Consider the following 18,922-nt stretch of genomic DNA (forward strand, 5'->3'; position numbering starts at 1 on the left):
CAACGCAAATCAATCTGAAGGACAGCGACGATTATGACGATAAATACCCTGCTGCTCAGCAGCTCCCGCGCTGGCGACACCCCTTACCTGGAACATGCCCTGCCCTATATTGAGCCTATGACAGAAAAGGCCCGCAAGTGGATATTTATCCCTTATGCCGGTGTCAGCATGAGCTATGACAACTATCTGGAAGCCGTGGTTAATGGCCTGGCACCATTGAGGTTGGATATCTCCTCTATCCATCAACATGGCGATCCCAAGCAGGCTATTCGCGATGCTGACGGCATTCTGGTTGGTGGTGGCAATACCTTCCACCTATTGCATGAGTTGTACCGCTACGATCTGCTGCATCTGATCAAAGAGGAAGTCGCCGCCGGCAAACCCTATATTGGCTGGAGTGCAGGTTCAAATATTGCCGGCCTCAGCATACGTACCACCAATGATATGCCTATTATAGAGCCGCCATCATTCAGCGCCCTTGGCCTGCTGCCACTGCAGATCAATCCGCATTACAGCAACTACAAGGCGCCGGGTCATAATGGTGAAACCCGGGCCCAGCGCTTGCTTGAGTTTACCTGTGTCGATCCCAAGACGCCGGTACTGGCCATCCAGGAAGGCAGCGCCCTGTTGCTGCAGGACAATAAACTGAGTCTTTTAGGAGATAAGGAAGCTTATCTGTTCAGCGGTGTAGAGCAGGAGATCCCCGTGCCTGTAGGCAGTGATCTTTCCAATCTATTGAGCTAAAAAACCTCGGCCCTACGTGGCCTTGCTTCTTTTTAACTCCAGGGCTCAACCGGGCACTTTGGCCAGCAAAGGGCTCAAATCCAGGTGCTGAGACATGGCCTCGGCACTGGGATGAGCCAGATGCGGCACCACTCCCAACAACGGCGCCTGCATCAAGTCTTTAAGGCTGGCCAGGTTTTCATCGAAGCGACTCATATCGGCTTCGGCGCGATTGGCCACCCAACCGGCGATTTCAAGCCCATCGGCGCGGATCACTTCCTGGGTCAACACGGCATGATTAAGGCAGCCAAGCTTCATTCCCACCACCAGAATCACGGGCAGAGCCAGTCCCTGCACCGCTTCCGATAAGAAACGCCCCTCCCCCAAAGGCAAACGCCAACCACCGGCCCCTTCTATCAGGCAGAAATCGGCCATGGCATATTGGGTAAAATCCAGCGCTGCCAGTACCGCCTCGGGGCTGATATCCAAGCCGAGATCGGCGGCAGCAACATGAGGGGCAATCGCCGGCTCAAAACTGAAAGGATTCACCTTGTCGTACTGCAGTTTCAGAGTGGATTCATCAATCAGGGCCAGGGCGTCCGGGTTTCTCAGCCCGTAAGGGGTGTTGTGGCAACCCGAGGCCAGGGGTTTTACCCCCAAGGTTTTCAAGCCATGCTCGACTCGTGCCTTATGCAGCAGCGCGGCCCCGACCTGAGTCTTGCCACTGTCGGTATCTGTACCTGTTACAAAAAAAATCATCGCTGAACTACCCCTACAGCCAAAACATCAATGGTTATTTTCGGGCCTGAACCATTACTATCCTGTATGTCAGCGGCATTCCCTTGTCCGTTCTAAGGACTTCGGCCTGCCCGTTAAGTGTATGCCAAAAACCCTTTCCCTTGAGCCCGGCACCTGAGTTTTTGTCGGCGCCGACTGAAGCGCCGACCCCCTTGATGGAGTAAAGCAATTCCCTGAGATTGGCAAAATGGCACTGAAAGGTGCGGCTTTGCGTGTGCAAGCTCTGCCAGGGATGCTGCGCCAGCGCTTGCTCTAACATATCCTCGGCTGCAAACGCCTTGACTCGCAGCCCCAGCGTCTGTAATTCGGGCAAACTGCCCCGGGCCACTATGGCAAGGCGCGCCAAGCCGCCCGGGCGCATGACCCGAAAAATCTCTGCCAAGGCGGCCGGAATATCGCCGCACCACTGCAGTGCCAGGTTGGAATAAACCGCATCAAAGCTGTTGTCGCCAAAGGGAAGCTGCTCGGCATTGCCACAAACAGCCTGATAATCGGGGAAGTTTCCCTTCAGCTGCTTGAGCATCCCGCTGGCGATATCCAGGGCAGTCACGCTTTGGGGCCAGAGCGTGGCAAAAGCCGTGCCCGGACCTGCACCTATATCCAGCAGTTTTCCTGAGTGTGGGCAATCGTCCCAGTCAAGCAAGGCTTCGGCCGTCAGACGCTGCACCCTATTGTGACGCTCATAAGCGGTTGCCGCCTTGGAAAAGCGCCCGGCAACATCCCCAAGCGGCACGGATTGCACCAGGCCTGAGTGACTGGCCAGAGGCTCATGACTCATGTTGCTCATGCCATCAGCTCCGCCAGTGCCGAGGCCAAGGCCAGTATATCCTGCTCCCTGTGCTCGGCGCTCAGGGTAATACGCAGTCTGGCACTGCCTTTTGGGACTGTGGGTGGCCGAATCGCCCCCACCAGGAAGCCGCGTTCCAAAAGCCTTGCCGCCAGCGCCATACATCTGTCACTCTCACCCACCAACAGAGGTTGAATTGGCGACTCAGATGGCATCAAGGAGATCCCCGCCTCTTGGCAGCTGCGGCGAAACAAAGCGATATTGGCGTTGAGGCGCTCGAGCAAGGGCTCTTGCTGGATCAGCTCCAGAGCCTTGAGCACGCCCATACAGCAGGCGGGTGACAGCGCGGTGGAATAGATGTATTCACGGGCATTGGCCACCAGATAGTCTATCAATTCCTGCGAGCCCACAATCGCCGCGCCCTGACCACCGAGCGCCTTGCCAAAGGTCACCAAACGGGCAAATACAGGCAGGGATGATGACTCAAATAGGCCAAAGCCGTGGGCATCATCGAGAATAAGCGGGCTGCCGTGCTCTTGGCACAAGTGGCTCAATTTACCGAGCGGCGCCCTGTCGCCATCCATGCTGAACACGGTTTCAGTGAGCACAGCGCTGCCGGGATGCCGGGCCAAAAGCGTTGTAGCAGCCGCCATATCGTTATGGGCAAAACGCCGTATTTTGGCCTTTGAGTCGCGCAGGCCATCTATCATGGAGGCGTGCACCAATTTATCGGCAATCACTGTATCTTCAGCGCTAAAAAGGGTTTTCATCAGCGCAGTGTTGGCGGCAAAACCACAGCTGAACAGTAACGCCGCTTCTGCGCCGAGTGCCCGGCACAGGCCTTGTTCCAGCTTGAGATGCGCCTCGCTGTAACCCGAAACCAGAGGTGAAGCGCCGCTGCCGCAGCCATAGATCTCTGCCCCCTTGGCAAGCGCAGAGATGACCTTGGGATGACGGGCCAGGCCCAGATAATCATTGGCGGCAAAATCCAGTAATGGTTTGCCACTATCTGTTGCATGGGCAACAGGATGCAATAGTCGCTCACGGCCAGGCGCTGCGGCGAAGCAGCGTCTTTGCCTGAGCAAGCCGCCGCGCGCAAGCTCTTCACGGCGGCGGGCCATTTTGTCCAGCAATGAGGTCAAGTTACAGGGCTCCGGCGTCGTAAAACTGTCCCTGAGCCTTGTTATTGATAGCCTCTGCCTTGGCCGCGGCGCGGGCTATTTCGGCGCCCTCTTCCTCGACCGTGGCGGCCTTACCCTGCTCCGGGGTCAATCCCAGACGGCGGAACAGGCTCATATCGTCATTTTCTTCCGGGTTGGCGGTGGTCAACAGCTTGCACCCATAAAAAATCGAGTTGGCCCCGGCAAAGAAACACATGGCCTGCAGCTCATCTGTCATATTTTCACGCCCGGCCGACAAGCGTACCCGCGACAAAGGCATCATGATTCTGGCCACGGCTATGGTGCGCACAAACTCCAGTGGATCCAGGTCGTCCAGGCTGTCCAGCGGCGTACCGGTCACCTTGACCAACATATTGATAGGCACAGAGTCGGGATGTTGTTCCAGATTGGCCAACTGCTGCAGCAACCCCGCCCTGTCGGTAGCCTGCTCGCCCATGCCGACAATCCCGCCGGAGCACACCTTCATGCCGGCGGCGCGCACATTGGCCAGAGTGTCCAACCGCTGCTGATAGGTGCGGGTGGTGATGATGTCACCATAGTATTCCGGCGAGGTATCCAGGTTATGGTTGTAGTAATCCAGCCCGGCTTCGGCCAGCTCGTTGGCCTGGTTTTCGCTGAGCATACCCAAGGTCATACAGGTTTCCATCCCCAGGGATTTAACCTCCTGCACCATCTGCTTGAGATAAGGCATATCGCGCTCATGCGGGTTACGCCAGGCGGCTCCCATGCAGAAACGGGTCGCACCGGCGGCCTTGGCACTTCTGGCCTCTGTCAGTACCTTTTCCATCTCCAGCAGACGCTCTTTTTCCAATCCTGTGTCGTAGCGCGCGCTCTGGGGGCAATATTTGCAGTCTTCCGGACAGGCACCCGTCTTGATTGACAACAGACGACTGACCTGAACTTCATTGGGATTGAAATGGGTTCTGTGCACGCTGTGGGCACGAAACAACAAATCATTCATCGGCAGGGCAAAGAGGGCTTCAACCTCTTCGCGGCGCCAGTCATGGCGCAGCTCTGTATTGGACATATTCTGTGTTACCTGAGTCTGATCTATTTGTTGCTGAAGCCGATTTTGTCGATTAATCCATCGGGATCCGGGTTCAGCTGGCTGCTTGAAGGCCTGAATTATTTTCGTTAGCATACCCGCGACGCCCTCACTGTCAACGCCAACCAGTTGCACAGGTTTACCTTTGGTTAATATATGAGCATAGATTATTGTTTTGACCGTCAGCATATCTGGCATCCCTACACTTCCATGAGCCACACCCTACCCGTTTATGGGGTTAAAGCCGCCGAGGGCGTACGCCTGACGCTGGAGGATGGTCGCGAGCTTATCGACGGCACCAGCTCTTGGTGGGCCTGCGTCCATGGTTACAGCCACCCGGCAATTCTCAGCGCCATGGAAGAGCAACTCAAACGCCTGAGCCATGTGATGTTCGGAGGGATCACCCATGAGAGTGCCATTGAGCTGTGTCGCCAGCTCATCACTATCACCCCGGAGCCACTGACCAAGGTGTTTCTGGCTGACTCAGGTTCCATTTCGGTGGAGGTGGCGCTGAAAATGGCGCTGCAGTACTGGCAAGGACAAAACAAGACTGAGAAAAACCGTATCATGACGGTCAAGCAGGGCTACCATGGCGACACGTTCGCCGCCATGAGCGTCTGCGACCCGGAGGGCGGCATGCACACCATGTTTGGTGACAATGTGGCCCGGCAACTGTTTGCCCCGGCGCCGAGCACACCCTTCGGTGAAGCCGCTAAAGCAGATGACATCGCCGGACTCGAGGCCATGCTGGCCGAGCACGGCAAGCAAACCGCCGCGCTAATCCTCGAGCCTATAATGCAAGGTGCCGGTGGCATGTGGTTTTACAGCGCCGACTATCTCAAGGCGGCAAGAGCCCTGTGCGACAAGTACGATGTGCTGCTGATCCTGGATGAAATCGCCACAGGTTTTGGCCGCACCGGTAAGCTGTTTGCCTGCGAACACGCAGACATAGCGCCGGACATCATGTGTGTCGGCAAGGCGCTCACCGGCGGCTATATCAGTCTGGCGGCGACGCTGTGCAGCGATAAAGTGGCGGCGGGCATAGACAGCTCCCCTGCCGGCGTATTTATGCATGGGCCGACCTTTATGGCCAATCCTCTGGCCTGTAGTGCCGCCCGCGCCAGCCTGGCACTGCTGGCAAGCGGTGAGTGGCAAGCTCAGGTCAAGGCCATTGAAACTCAGCTTAAACAGGAACTGGCACCGGCAGCGGTACTGCCGGGAGTCAAAGCGGTACGGATACTTGGCGCCGTTGGGGTACTGGAGATGCACAAACAGGTCAATACCGCGGCGCTGCAGGCCGAATTTGTTGCCCGCGGCGTGTGGATCCGTCCCTTTGGCAAACTCATCTATATCATGCCGCCCTATGGTATCAGCGCAGAAGAGCTGAGCTGCCTGAGCCAGGCCATGCTGGAAGTAGCAGCACTGACGAGCGAGCAAAATCAAGATGACAGCGCCTTCGTCAGTCACGGCTGAGCCCGCTACACCTCAACTCTACTCAGGACAGCAAAAAAAGCGGCTCAAATGAGCCGCTTTGTCTTGAGGTAAACCAAGCCTTGCAGGGAATGTTTACTCAATAGAACCCTTTTAGAACTTATGGTACTTATCGATACCAAAGGTTCTGCCGGTGTCATGGCAAGTCGCACAGGATTCGGCACTTGGCTGCTTGAACCACTCAACAGCCGGGATATCCACGCTGATATCACCGCCATTTTGGCTCATATGCGCCTTGGCCGAATCACTGGTGTGGCAGGCATAACAGTTTGCGGTGACCGGGCTGGTCATCTTGCTGCCGGGCTCCAGAATATACTGGTTGGGCACAGCGGCCAGCGACAGGCCATCCTGGTGACAGGCTACACAACTGCTGGCCGGTGCAATCGCTGCGGCGCCGTTGGCTTTTCCTGTCTGACTCCAGTTACCATCGGCATCCTGAGCCACTTCACCGACGGTAGCCCCCTTACCCCAGTGCCAGCTGTGGATCATGGGACCGAAGCCGGCACCATAATCGGCGCTGGTGCGGGCCATTCCGTTGCCGTGACAAGCGATACAACCCTTACCACCGTTATCGAACTCACCGTTCTTGTGGAAGGCAGTCACATCGTTATGGCAGGTGATACAGCTGCTGTCAGCCACCACCTGACGCCGATCAAAGCCGGAGATCTTGCTGCCATCGGCCGGACTGATCACATCTGAGTAAGCTGTGAAGGAGACCCCCATGGAGCCGTCATAACCATTGGCACGAATGCGATCACCTGTCTGACCACGTACCTTGCCATCATAGTACTGCCAACCTTCGCTGGAGAAAGTCACCCGCGCCGAGAACATATAACCGGCATTCTCATAACCTGCGGCTATGTTGGCCGCCGCATAACACACAGTGCGGGTACCATCGGCATTGTCCGTCTTGGTTTCTGAGTTACGGGCGCCCGGGCGGCCCACCAAGCCATGGTTGTCATAGGCATGCAAGTATGCGCCGGCATAGACTATCGGCTTGGCGCCAACATAACCTGCGGTGGCATAATCGGCATTATAGTTGTTGCCGATATTGACCAGATTGCCCTCTTTATCCTTGACACTGATGGTAGAACACCAACCACCGGCACCATCGGATTCAGGGGTAGAAAGCGCCACTGTGTAACCAAGGCGCAGCGCTTGCAACTTGGTGATCCCGGCTTTCTGTTCATGCAGTTCACGGAAGTCCAGACCATTTGAAGGCACTATGTCTCCGGCCGGTGTCCCTTCTTTACCATGACAATCGATACAACCAGGGCCGGTAAAGTTACTGTTGATGGGCGCATCAGTATGGCAACTGCTGCAGTTGAGCACGCTGAAGTCCTTGCTGAACTCCCTGTGATTGATGTGACCTATCTTGGATAAGGTATTGGTGGCATAGCCACCGATGGAGAATCCTTCATCATTGGTCGCTGCGCGACTGACTGAGCCGTGACAGACCAAGCAACCTGCCACAAAATCCACTTCACCGTCCATGCCTTCAGCCACGTAGCTGGCGTGACGACGAGGACTGAGTGAATAATCCACGTGACAGGCATAACAGGCTTCTGTTGTGGTACTGAATTGACCTTCCGGCTTATTGACGACCAACGCCTTTGAACGGGCAATGGCATCATTACCGCCGACACGCAGCCAAACAATGCCTTCAGTGGAGGCATTAACACCTGCCATTGGGGCTTCAAAAATATAATGACCATCATCTACTTGAGTCAGCGTTGCACCTTCTGTTGCCTGAGTTACTGCACCGCCGATATGAACATTGTCCTCAACCCCATTAATAGGATTTTCATCCCGATTGAGAATAAAACCTTTAGCAGTCAAAGCAGCCACTTTTGCCTGAACATCTGTCAGTTCATTAATTAAGTCGCCATTTTCATCTGTTACTTCAAATTCGTAGCTAACCTTACCCTCGCCCAATGTGTAATTAATCACTTTAACTTGGGTTTCGACCGATTGGGTCACTGGGGGATTCGTCCCCGGCTTCCCAGGTTCTCCGGGGGTTCCCGGTTCACCTGGCGCTCCATCACGGCCATCTTCACCATCACTGCAACCGGCCAACAGTATCGCCATCACCATCAGCGCAACTCTTTTCTTTTTAAGTATGGTCATCTTTCTCTCCTATTTGAGCAAAGGAATACCGCTTGCTCACTCTTTATTTTTAAGAGGAACAATCCGACTCCCGAAACTCAAACGAAAGTTATAATAATGATTAACGGGTCTATTCTGACCCGAGCAGATAATATGACTAAAAATAAAACAAAAGAGTGAGCAAAGACACAAGATGTGACTATGGAACATTTTAATACGATTGCAATTATTAAAATAAACTTAAAAATATTAATAGGTGAATTACTGGCTTTATTAAAGAAATATATCAACTCGGAATTTCTTTAATCATACTCATCTTATACCGATATATTGCAATTTATGAAATCAGATATTTTAATTTACTTGCAAAAGTTATTTTTAATTTCTTTGAAATTGACTGGCCATTCGTTGAATGGAGTTAAGACTTACGCCATGTTTGTTTCGCTTGGCACATTCACGCTGGTGAATTTTGCTGCGCACATCACCAATCTGTTGAATATGCACCCGGTAATTCAAGGCCTTTGCTGCCGCCTGATAGGCCGCGAACTCCCACAGTGCCATATTGGTATTGTCGCAGATAACCACAGGCATACCAGATGCCAACGCCTCGATGAAGCGGCTCAGATTGAGCTGATGAAATTCCGGCAAACGGGCAATGTCGAAGCAGTAGCGGTTATTTTGGTAAAAGAAACTGTCGGTTGAGCACAGGCCTCTCTCAGTGACATTCTGGGCAATCCTCGCTGGTAGTTCCTGGATAAACTGCCGAACCCAGTATGATTTACCGCTGCCCGGCAGGCCGCGCATGATGATCGCCAAGCGGCTGTTGCCATCAATAGCCCCGGGGTCAATAACCCCCTTGATCTCTTGGATATTACGCGCGCTTGAAATACCGACAGGCGGCTCAAGCAGGCTGGCACCTGTTTTGGGCTCAGGCATCAGTTCTGGCCGGTTTGATTGCAGATAGACTGACCGGCAAGGATCCGCTCCACCAGTGCCGGTACCATCTCACTGGCCTTGCCTTGCAGGTGAATTTGAAACTGGCTGTGTCTGTCTGCCGGCATCAGATTGACCTCGACGGTAAGCGCACCATGATGATTGGCGCTGTCGACAAAACCGGCAGCGGGATAGACAGTGCCTGAAGTGCCAATGGCAATAAAGAGATCGCAGTGATCCAAAGCATCGTGAATTCTATCCATTCCCAGGGGCATTTCACCGAACCAAACCACATGAGGCCGCAAACGCTGCGCCGGAATACAACAGGTGCAGGTATTCTCCGGCCCGAAGGGTTCGTGCAGGGTAAAGGTTTGCCGTGAGCGCGGACAACGCCCCTTGGAAAGTTCACCGTGCATATGCAGCAAGCGCCTGGAACCGGCTCTCTCGTGCAGATCGTCTATGTTTTGGGTGACAATAAGCAGTTCCCCCTCAAACTCCTGCTCAAGGCGAGAGAGCGCCGTATGGGCGGCGTTGGGTTCTATATTGCCCGCATGCAATTGCTGCCAACGGCCATTGTAGAAGCGCTCGACCAACTCAGGGTCACGCTCATAGCCTTCAGGAGTCGCCACATCTTCAATATGATGCTCTTCCCACAGGCCATCTTGATCCCTGAAGGTACGTAATCCGGACTCGGCAGAGATCCCGGCGCCGGTTAAAACCACGATTCGACGATGCATCTAGTGTCCTTTTTGTTTTTCTGTCATCCTGCCAACGATGACCAAACACTGCAATTATGCCTTGGTATAACCATACAAAAAGTATGTTTAAATTGCTTGTTTTTATTCAAATTTATGCCGATTATAGCCAAGTTACCCCACAGAAGTACCAAAAGCCGGATCAGAGGTTTAAGTTTTAGAACAGTACACATATAATGGGGTCTATTATCCACGGACGAACCTATGTGTAATACCAAGGGTTCTGCAATCAAGAGATTAGCCATGACAGATGGAAATCAAGCGCTGAAGAAAGCGGGTTTGAAAATCACCCTGCCACGAGTCAAAATCCTGGAGCTGATGCAAGAACCGGAGAACCAGCATATCAGTGCCGAAGATTTATATAAGAAATTGCTGGATATCGGCGAAGAGATAGGTCTGGCTACCGTTTATCGGGTACTGAACCAGTTTGATGATGCCGGCATAGTCAGCCGTCACCACTTCGAAAGCGGCAAAGCCGTGTTTGAACTCTCCACCCAACACCATCATGATCACCTGGTATGCCTGAGCTGTGGCAAAGTGATCGAGTTTTCCGATGATCTTATCGAGCGTCGTCAGCATGAAATCGCCATGCGTCACAATATCAAGCTCACCAATCACAGCCTCTACCTCTATGGCGTCTGCACCAACGACAAGTGCGATCACGGCCAAGAGTGATAATTAAAAAAACCAGCGCCAAGCGCTGGTTTTTTATTGCCGGTAACCTTGGAGTTACCAGTTTAAAGCCAGAGGCTCGCCCTTCTTCCTTGGGCAGGCATGGCTGAAAAGTGTTGGATCCGCATAGCAAAGAAAACGGTTATTGGCGAAAAGCCTGAACAACCAGTCCCCCTCTTCGGCAAACTGCGCCGGAGGGGTCAAATTCCCTACGAGCTTGGGCTCCAAACCGGCAAACTGCATCAGTTTGTCGGCGTCCTGTTCACTGATCAACTGTGGATCCGCCGGTAATTTACCGCTGCCGGCAGAAAAACCATTGTGGACAAAGTACTGCTTCATCTTTATCTCCATTCCCTGTCGTTGGTGCATTCTGAGTGACTTAGTTGTATATCACTCCCGTATCCGTTCAAGAGCCTTACCGGCTCCGGTGCTTAGCGGTGAAAATCACCTGAGCGCTCCGGTTGATAGATAATCTCTTCAATCCGCACTTTCACTGTGCCGCCACCCGGGCCCGGCCATTCAATTTCATCACCCTGGGCCAAGCCCAACAAGGCGCCGCCAACCGGAGCCAGAATTGAAATTTTACCGGCACTGCCATCGGCATCTTTTGGGTAAACCAGACGCAAGGTGAACTCTTCATTGGAGGAAGACATACGAAAACGAACTTCAGAGTTCATGGTCACCACATTGTCCGGCATCTCCTTGGATGGCCTGATTTCCGCACGCTCCAGCTCAGCCTCAAGCGCTTGATGGCCAGGAAAGGCATTGGCCGGCAATGAATCCAGTAAACGCTCCAGGCGCTCCAGATCCACTTCAGAAATTACGATATTAGGTTGTGTACTCACAGCAATCCTCTACTTTTCAGAAAAGCCGCCTGAGCGGCCCCACATCGGGTCATCCCTTCCCCCATTGAGGGTTGACACCAATACCCAATCGCTGAAAATCGCCTGACAGGCGTTTCAGACTCATTCAGCTTGAATCAACTATCTCGAGGTCTTTCGCCCCCGAATTGCACTTCAGCGCCGCATCGGGCGAACCAATACGGCGCTGAAGTCTGTGTTAACACTGCATCAAACCCTCTGGGTTTATCCGGATACCCGCGCCAGTGGCTGCTCTGGCGCAACCCATTACCCGGCTCCTGATAACAACAAACCCACAACCCAGAGAAAGATGATTGATAACAATTTGAATTTTTTAATTTTTTAGCGCATTAATGCACCAAGACTCCCCGAAGGGATAGCCTAGCCCCAATCTAACCTTTTCCCAATCAAATATCCAGCCGGGGGCATCTGAGCTTCATCACAGCAGCCAACAAAAAAGGCGCCTTGCGGCGCCTTTTGTGAGCTTAACGACTGTGCTTACCAGCCGGTCTTCTCACGCAGCGCGCTGCCGATTTCGGCCAGCGAGCGTACGGTAGTCACGCCCGCGGCTTCCAGGGCGGCGAACTTGTCAGCGGCTGTCCCCTTACCACCGGCAATGATGGCGCCGGCATGGCCCATACGCTTACCTGCTGGTGCAGTCACACCGGCAATGTAAGAGACCACAGGCTTGGTGACGTTGGCCTTGATGTAAGCCGCCGCTTCTTCTTCGGCGGTACCGCCGATTTCACCTATCATCACTATGGCCTCTGTCTGAGGATCGTTCTGGAACATTTCCAGTACGTCGATGAAGTTGGTACCAGGGATTGGGTCACCACCAATGCCGACACAGGTAGACTGGCCGAAACCTTCGTCAGTAGTCTGCTTAACGGCTTCGTAAGTCAGAGTGCCGCTGCGGGAAACAATACCCACTTTACCTGGCTTGTGGATGTGACCTGGCATGATGCCTATTTTACATTCGCCGGGGGTGATAACACCCGGGCAGTTAGGGCCAATCATGCGCACGCCGGTTTCTTCCAGCTTCACTTTTACCTGCAGCATATCCAGAGTCGGGATACCTTCGGTGATACATACGATCAGCTCGATACCGCCATCTATGGCTTCCAGGATAGCGTCTTTACAGAAAGGCGCAGGTACATAGATAACAGATGCAGTGGCGCCGGTAGCGGCAACAGCGTCTTTCACAGTGTTGAATACTGGCAAGCCCAAGTGAGTGGTACCGCCTTTACCTGGAGACACACCGCCGACCATCTGAGTACCATAGGCAATCGCCTGCTCAGAATGGAAAGTACCCTGACCGCCGGTAAAACCCTGGCAGATAACCTTGGTATCTTTGTTGATTAAAACAGACATTATTTGCCCTCCGCAGCTTTAACTACTTGCTGAGCAGCGTCGGTCAGACTTGTCGCAGCAATGATATCCAAACCTGATTCGGCCAGAACTTTAGAGCCCAGCTCGGCGTTGGTACCTTCCAGACGCACAACCACAGGCACTTTCACACCGACTTCTTTCACTGCACCGATAATACCTTCGGCGATCATGTCACAACGTACGATACCACCGAAGATGTTCACCAGAACGGCCTTCACATTGCTGTCAGACAGAATGATCTTGAAGGCTTCGGCAACACGTTCTTTGGTCGCGCCGCCACCTACGTCGAGGAAGTTGGCTGGCTTGCCACCGTGCAGGTTAACGATATCCATGGTACCCATGGCCAGACCGGCACCGTTGACCATGCAACCTACGTTACCGTCCAGAGCCACATAGTTCAGTTCGAACTTGGCGGCGTGGGCTTCACGTGGGTCATCCTGTGAAGGATCGTGCATGTCTTTGATCTTTGGCTGACGGAACAGAGCGTTACCATCTACGCCAATCTTGCCGTCCAGACAGTGCAGGTTGCCTTCGGTGGTGATCACCAGAGGGTTGATCTCCAGCAGGGCAAAGTCATGCTCCAGGAACATGGTCGCCAGACCCATAAAGATCTTGGTGAACTGCTTGATTTGAGTTGGGTTCAGACCCAGCTTGAAGCCAAGGTCACGCGCCTGGTAAGGCTGAGGACCTGTGATAGGGTCGATAATGGCTTTGTGGATCAGCTCAGGGGTCTCTTCGGCCACCTTTTCGATTTCCACACCACCTTCGGTAGAAGCCATAAACACGACGCGGCGAGTGCCACGGTCGACAACGGCACCCAGATAGAGTTCGTTGGCGATATCAGTGCAGCTTTCAACCAGGATCTTGGCAACCGGCTGACCTTTTTCATCAGTCTGATAAGTTACCAGATTCTTGCCCAGCCAATGTTCGGCAAAGGCTCTGATCTCTTCTTTGTCGCCAGTAACTTTAACGCCACCTGCCTTACCGCGGCCGCCAGCGTGCACCTGGCACTTGACTACCCACATGTTTCCGCCAATGCGACCGGCTGCTTCAACAGCTTCCTGAGCTGTGTCACAAGCATAGCCTTCTGACACTGGTAAACCATATTCGGCAAATAGGGCTTTTGCCTGATACTCATGCAAATTCATGATGATCTATCCGTATACTACGTTTTAAATCCAACCGGCCCCGAGGGGCCAGTCACGAGGTTATTGTCTGGCGGCGCTTACAAGTCCAGCAGCAGACGAGTTGGGTCTTCCAGCAGATCCTTAATGGTTACCAGGAAGCCAACTGACTCACGACCATCAATGATGCGATGGTCATATGAGAGAGCAAGGTACATCATGGGCAGGATTTCCACCTGACCATTGACTGCCATTGGGCGGTCCTTGATGGCATGCATGCCGAGGATTGCGCTCTGTGGCAGGTTAAGAATAGGCGTCGACATCAAGGAGCCAAACACTCCGCCGTTAGTCACAGTGAAGTTACCACCTGTCATATCTTCCACTGTCAGCTTGCCGTCACGGCCCTTGATAGCCAGTTCGCGAACCGCTTTTTCAATATCGGCCAGGCTCATGGTATCTGTGTCGCGCAGTACAGGCGTTACCAGGCCGCGAGGCGTGGAAACGGCGATACTGACATCGAAGTAGTTGTGGTACAGGATGTCGCTGCCATCGATAGAAGCGTTGACTTCTGGATAACGCTTCAGCGCTTCGGTTACCGCTTTCACATAGAAAGACATAAAACCAAGACGGATGCCGTGTTTCTTCTCAAAGACTTCCTGATACTTCTTACGGATGTCCATGATAGGCTTCATGTTGACCTCGTTGAAGGTGGTCAGCATGGCGGTGGAGTTCTTGGCTTCCAGCAGACGAGTGGCGATAGTCTTGCGAAGACGCGTCATAGGTACGCGCTTCTCGCTGCGATCGCCCGCCAGGGTCACAGGTGCTGTGGCAGCAGCTGCAGCTGGCTTGGCAGAGCCTGACTTAACGAAGGCTTCCACATCTTCTTTGGTGATACGGCCACCTACACCTGTGCCCTTGATTTTAGCGGCATCCAGGTTGTGTTCGGCTATCAGGCGACGTACTGATGGGCTCAGGGCATCGTTGCCTTCTGCCGCGGCTTCTTCAGCCTTTGGCGCAGCGGCTTCAGCCTGCTCTTTGCTCACTTCCTGGCCGGCAACCGCGCCGGCGACGAAGTTGGCGATAACCTGCTCTGCCAGGACGGTATCTCCTTCCTGGAACAGCAGTTCGCTGATCTGGCCATCTTCGGGTGCTACAACTTCCAACACCACTTTATCTGTTTCAATATCAACCAGGTTCTGATCACGGGAAACCGGCTCACCAGGCTTAACGTGCCAAGTGGCGATAGTCGCGTCGGCAACAGATTCGGGCAGTACAGGTACCTTGATTTCGATACTCATGGAAAGCTTTCCTTTTTGTATAAATTTCTATTACTTCAGTTTTAATGCGCTAGTGATCAGTGATTCCTGCTGATGCGTATGCAACTCAGGGTAGCCACAGGCCGGCGCTGCAGAGGCGTCACGGCCAGCGTAGCTGAGCTGGGCACCTTTGGGAATGGCTGCCCAGAAGTGATGCTGGCTGCAATACCAGGCACCTTGGTTCTGAGGCTCTTCCTGACACCAAACAAAGTCGGTCACATGCTGATAGTCTTTCAGTGCTGTTGCCATCTCTTCGTGTGGGAAGGGATACAACTGCTCGACCCGCACCAAAGCGACGTTATCGATATTCTCTTTGCGGCGACGTTCCAGCAGCTCGTAGTAAACCTTACCGCTACAGAACACCACGCGATCGACCTTGGCGGCATCCAATGTATCGATTTCACCGATAACGTTCTGGAATTGACCATTGGCCAGCTCATCCATGGAAGACACTGCCAGCGGATGACGCAGCAGCGACTTGGGAGACATTACCACCAGCGGACGACGCATTGGACGCACCACCTGACGACGCAGCATGTGGTAAACCTGAGCCGGAGTCGAAGGCACACACACCTGCATATTGTGGTTGGCACACAGCTGCAGGAAGCGCTCCAGACGAGCACTGGAGTGCTCCGGACCCTGACCTTCATAGCCGTGAGGCAGTAACATGGTCAAACCGCACAGACGGCCCCACTTCTGCTCACCGGATGACAGGAACTGGTCAATAACCACCTGGGCACAGTTGGCAAAGTCACCGAACTGGGCTTCCCAGATAGTCAGGCCGCCTGGCTCAGCAGTGGCATAACCGTACTCGAACGCCAGCACTGAGGCTTCAGACAACACAGAGTCAGTGATGTCGATAGGGCCCTGCTCTTCGGCCACATGGCGCAGCGGCAGGTAAGTAGTGGCATCGTTCTGGTTGTGCAGCACGGCGTGGCGATGGAAGAAGGTACCACGACCCGAGTCCTGACCCGTGATCCTGACTCTTTGCTTGTCTTCGAGGATGCTGGCATAGGCCAGAGTCTCGGCAAAGCCCCAGTCCATCAGCTTCTCGCCTTTGGCCATAGCGACGCGGTCGTTATATATCTTGGCCACGCGGGAGTGCAGCTTATGGCTCTCCGGCACATAACTTATCTTGTCGGCCAGATTCTGCAGACGTTCGCGGGTCATACCGGATTCAAAAGACTCATCCCACTCGCGGTTGAGATAAGGAGTCCAGTCCACAGTGTGCAGCGTCATTGGACGCCACTCTTTGACCACACAATCCCCTTGATCCAGCGCGTCACGATAGCTGTTGATCATGGCGGTGACATCGTCGGCCGCAATGCTGTTTTCGGCAATCAACTTGTCGGCGTAGATCTTACGTGGCGTTGGGTGCTTCTTGATCTTGGCGTACATCAGTGGCTGAGTCGCGCTTGGCTCATCGGCCTCGTTGTGACCATGGCGGCGGTAGCACACCAGGTCGATAACGACGTCACGCTTAAAGGTGTTGCGATAATCCACCGCCAGCTGAGATACGAAAGCCACAGCTTCTGGATCGTCAGAGTTGACGTGGAAAATCGGCGCCTGCACCATCTTGGCGATATCGGTACAGTATTCGGTTGAGCGCACATCCTGGTGGTTGGAGGTGGTAAAGCCCACCTGGTTGTTCACCACAATGCGGATAGAGCCGCCGACTTTAAAGCCACGGGTCTGAGACATATTGAATGTCTCCTGCACTATGCCCTGTCCGGCAATGGCCGAGTCACCATGGATGGTGATAGGCATGACCTGCAGGCCATCTTCGCTGCCGCGGCGATCCAGTCTGGCGCGTACCGAACCCATTACTACCGGGTTAACGATTTCCAGGTGTGAAGGGTTAAACGCCAAAGCCAGGTGGACATTGCCACCGGGCGTTTCAAAATCGGAAGAGAAGCCCTGATGGTACTTAACGTCCCCTGAACCCAGCGTCTCATGATGCTTGCCGGCAAACTCGTCAAAGAGTTCGGCAGGACGCTTGCCCAGAATGTTAACCAGAACGTTAAGACGGCCACGGTGAGCCATACCCACGACTATCTCTTTGGTACCCGCTTCACCGGCGCGATAGATAATTTCGCGCATCATAGGCACCAGCGAGTCGCCCCCTTCTAGGGAGAAGCGCTTGGCACCGGGGAATTTGGCACCCAAATATTTTTCCATGCCTTCGGCGGCATTCAATCCTTCAAGGATCCGGGTCTTGACGGCCTTATCATAGCTGCCCTTACCCAGTGAAGGTTCGAGACGTTGCTGGATCCAACGTTTCTCCTCGGTGTCGGTGATATGCATATATTCGGCGCCGATAGAGCCGCAGTAAGTCGCCTTGAGCGCCTTCACCAGCTCACCCAGTTTCAGGGTATCACCGCCATAAGCAAAAGAACCTGTGTTGAACTCCCGCTCCATATCCTCGCCGCTCAGGCCGTGGAAAGCCGGATCCAATTCAGCAACTGTGTCGCGCTTCCACAGCTCCAGTGGGTCCAGATTGGCATTCTGGTGGCCACGGAAACGGTAGGCGTTGATCAATTGCAGAACTTTTACCTGCTTGGCGTCCACATCAGGATCGGACACACGGCTGGTACCTTTGCTGCGGCCTTCCTGTGCAAGAGAACGAAAATAGTCACGGATCTTGGAGTGAGAAGCTTCGGGTACATCAGCAGAGGCACCGTTCACGGGAGGGAGTTGCTCAAACACCGCACGCCAGTCATCAGATACCGAGGTGGGGTCTTCTTGGTAGGCTTCATACATCTCTTCAACGTAGGTCGAGTTCGCCCCACTCAAGTGAGATGATTCGAGCCAGGCTTTCATGCTGCCTTGGTGCATTTCTTATCCTTTCAAACTTGATACACGTGCTTAGCCATATTTTCCCTGCCTTGGCAGGGTCTCAGCCGCCCCTGGGACATCCGGATGTTACGGCCTTTTGTAGTCCTTTACACACAAAAGAGCCACTTCCTGCCCAGAGAAAGTGACTCCCTACGAGCCTATGTAGTTATTGGATTAAGCTCGTCGTCTTGCATTTATACAGCCCGCTTCAGCAACATGGACTTGATGTGTCCGATGGCCTTGGTTGGGTTCAAGCCTTTCGGACAAACATCCACGCAGTTCATGATGCCGTGGCAACGGAAGACGCTGTATGCATCATCCAGCTCGCTCAGACGCTCCTCGGTCGCAGTATCACGGCTGTCTATCAGGAAGCGATAGGCATGCAGCAGACCACTGGGGCCAACAAATTTGTCCGGGTTCCACCAGAATGATGGGCAAGCCGTAGAACAACAGGCACACATGATACATTCATACAGGCCATCCAGGTGAGCACGCTCCTCCGGTGACTGCAGATGTTCACGGGCCGGCTTCTTCTCATCATTGATGAGGTACGGCTTGATCTTCTCGTATTGCTTGTAAAACTGACTCAGGTCAACCACCAGGTCACGCACCACAGGCATACCGGGCAGAGGACGGATTTCAATCTTCTTGCCTTTGAAGGTAGACACAGGCGTGATACAGGCCAGACCGTTTTTGCCATTCATGTTCATGCCGTCGGAGCCACAAACCCCTTCACGACAAGAGCGGCGGAAAGATAGGCTTGGGTCCTGCTCTTTAAGCTTGAGCAAGGCATCCAGCACCATCATATCTGAACCTTCAGCCACTTCCAGGCTGTAATCCTGCATGTAGGGCTTAGTATCTACATCAGGATTGTAGCGATAAACTGCAATATCCAATTTCATCTTCG

At 53.7% G+C, this 18,922-nt stretch carries 17 protein-coding genes; 3 read left to right on the forward strand and 14 right to left on the reverse strand.

The window, feature by feature from the left end; translation table 11 throughout:
* The first annotated feature begins 33 nt into the window (after nucleotides 1-33).
* The gene (pepE, locus tag E1N14_RS13745; RefSeq protein ID WP_025011004.1) at nucleotides 34-744 is read left to right on the forward strand and encodes a dipeptidase PepE; all 711 of its coding nucleotides are present in this window, start codon (nucleotides 34-36) and stop codon (nucleotides 742-744) included.
* A gap of 45 nt (nucleotides 745-789) precedes the next feature.
* On the opposite strand, the gene bioD is transcribed toward pepE, so the two are convergent.
* From bioD to bioB, 4 genes are read right to left on the reverse strand one after another with little or no spacing between them, the layout of a single operon-like run.
* Entirely contained in the window at nucleotides 790-1,479 is a 690-nt protein-coding gene (bioD, locus tag E1N14_RS13750; protein ID WP_028780466.1) for a dethiobiotin synthase, read from the reverse strand.
* A 37-nt stretch (nucleotides 1,480-1,516) separates the two neighbouring features.
* The gene (locus E1N14_RS13755; protein WP_062793617.1) at nucleotides 1,517-2,308 is read right to left on the reverse strand and encodes a methyltransferase domain-containing protein; all 792 of its coding nucleotides are present in this window, start codon (nucleotides 2,306-2,308) and stop codon (nucleotides 1,517-1,519) included.
* A complete protein-coding gene (locus E1N14_RS13760) occupies nucleotides 2,305-3,450 on the reverse strand; it encodes an aminotransferase class I/II-fold pyridoxal phosphate-dependent enzyme (RefSeq protein ID WP_025011005.1) in 1,146 nt (381 codons plus the stop codon). The genes E1N14_RS13755 and E1N14_RS13760 overlap by 4 nt, the downstream gene beginning before the upstream one ends.
* A gap of 1 nt (nucleotide 3,451) precedes the next feature.
* Nucleotides 3,452-4,516 carry a biotin synthase BioB gene (gene bioB, locus E1N14_RS13765; RefSeq protein ID WP_062793619.1) on the reverse strand — a complete coding sequence of 355 codons (1,065 nt, stop codon included), beginning with the start codon at nucleotides 4,514-4,516 and terminating at the stop codon, nucleotides 3,452-3,454.
* Nucleotides 4,517-4,690: 174 nt separating this feature from the next.
* Between bioB and bioA the strand changes: the two genes are divergently transcribed.
* On the forward strand, nucleotides 4,691-6,007 hold the full coding sequence (gene bioA / locus E1N14_RS13770; RefSeq protein ID WP_025011006.1) for an adenosylmethionine--8-amino-7-oxononanoate transaminase: 1,317 nt from the start codon (nucleotides 4,691-4,693) through the stop codon (nucleotides 6,005-6,007).
* A 111-nt stretch (nucleotides 6,008-6,118) separates the two neighbouring features.
* Here the strand turns inward: bioA and E1N14_RS13775 are convergent, their stop codons facing one another.
* From E1N14_RS13775 to cobB, 3 genes are all read right to left on the reverse strand, one after another.
* Complete coding sequence (locus E1N14_RS13775) at nucleotides 6,119-8,152, reverse strand: multiheme c-type cytochrome (RefSeq protein WP_062793616.1); 2,034 nt, start codon at nucleotides 8,150-8,152, stop codon at nucleotides 6,119-6,121.
* A gap of 357 nt (nucleotides 8,153-8,509) precedes the next feature.
* Complete coding sequence (locus E1N14_RS13780; protein WP_037437211.1) at nucleotides 8,510-8,935, reverse strand: AAA family ATPase; 426 nt, start codon at nucleotides 8,933-8,935, stop codon at nucleotides 8,510-8,512.
* Nucleotides 8,936-9,066: 131 nt separating this feature from the next.
* On the reverse strand, nucleotides 9,067-9,801 hold the full coding sequence (gene cobB / locus E1N14_RS13785; protein ID WP_025890087.1) for a Sir2 family NAD+-dependent deacetylase: 735 nt from the start codon (nucleotides 9,799-9,801) through the stop codon (nucleotides 9,067-9,069).
* 261 nt (nucleotides 9,802-10,062) lie between these two features.
* On the opposite strand from cobB, the gene fur reads away from it, so the two are divergent.
* Nucleotides 10,063-10,494 (forward strand): ferric iron uptake transcriptional regulator, encoded by a 432-nt coding sequence (fur, locus tag E1N14_RS13790; RefSeq protein ID WP_025011008.1) that lies wholly within the window; start codon nucleotides 10,063-10,065, stop codon nucleotides 10,492-10,494.
* 54 nt (nucleotides 10,495-10,548) lie between these two features.
* Here the strand turns inward: fur and E1N14_RS13795 are convergent, their stop codons facing one another.
* From E1N14_RS13795 to E1N14_RS13825, 7 genes are all read right to left on the reverse strand, one after another.
* Nucleotides 10,549-10,830, reverse strand: coding sequence for a hypothetical protein (locus tag E1N14_RS13795; protein ID WP_025011009.1), 282 nt, complete (start codon nucleotides 10,828-10,830; stop codon nucleotides 10,549-10,551).
* A 92-nt stretch (nucleotides 10,831-10,922) separates the two neighbouring features.
* Nucleotides 10,923-11,336, reverse strand: a complete 414-nt coding sequence (gene rnk, locus E1N14_RS13800; RefSeq protein ID WP_025011010.1) for a nucleoside diphosphate kinase regulator — start codon at nucleotides 11,334-11,336, stop codon at nucleotides 10,923-10,925.
* Between the two features lie 513 nt (nucleotides 11,337-11,849).
* The gene (sucD, locus tag E1N14_RS13805; protein ID WP_025011011.1) at nucleotides 11,850-12,722 is read right to left on the reverse strand and encodes a succinate--CoA ligase subunit alpha; all 873 of its coding nucleotides are present in this window, start codon (nucleotides 12,720-12,722) and stop codon (nucleotides 11,850-11,852) included.
* Complete coding sequence (gene sucC, locus E1N14_RS13810) at nucleotides 12,722-13,888, reverse strand: ADP-forming succinate--CoA ligase subunit beta (protein WP_025888715.1); 1,167 nt, start codon at nucleotides 13,886-13,888, stop codon at nucleotides 12,722-12,724. Before sucC ends, sucD begins: the two co-directional genes overlap by 1 nt.
* Nucleotides 13,889-13,965: 77 nt before the next feature.
* Nucleotides 13,966-15,162, reverse strand: coding sequence for a 2-oxoglutarate dehydrogenase complex dihydrolipoyllysine-residue succinyltransferase (gene odhB / locus E1N14_RS13815; RefSeq protein WP_025011012.1), 1,197 nt, complete (start codon nucleotides 15,160-15,162; stop codon nucleotides 13,966-13,968).
* A 30-nt stretch (nucleotides 15,163-15,192) separates the two neighbouring features.
* Nucleotides 15,193-18,015, reverse strand: coding sequence for a 2-oxoglutarate dehydrogenase E1 component (gene sucA / locus E1N14_RS13820; protein ID WP_025011013.1), 2,823 nt, complete (start codon nucleotides 18,013-18,015; stop codon nucleotides 15,193-15,195).
* A gap of 194 nt (nucleotides 18,016-18,209) precedes the next feature.
* On the reverse strand, nucleotides 18,210-18,917 hold the full coding sequence (locus tag E1N14_RS13825) for a succinate dehydrogenase iron-sulfur subunit (protein ID WP_025011014.1): 708 nt from the start codon (nucleotides 18,915-18,917) through the stop codon (nucleotides 18,210-18,212).
* Between the last annotated feature and the right edge of the window lie 5 nt (nucleotides 18,918-18,922).

Source organism: Shewanella algae (assembly GCF_009183365.2).
GTDB classification, from domain to species: Bacteria; Pseudomonadota; Gammaproteobacteria; order Enterobacterales; family Shewanellaceae; genus Shewanella; species Shewanella algae.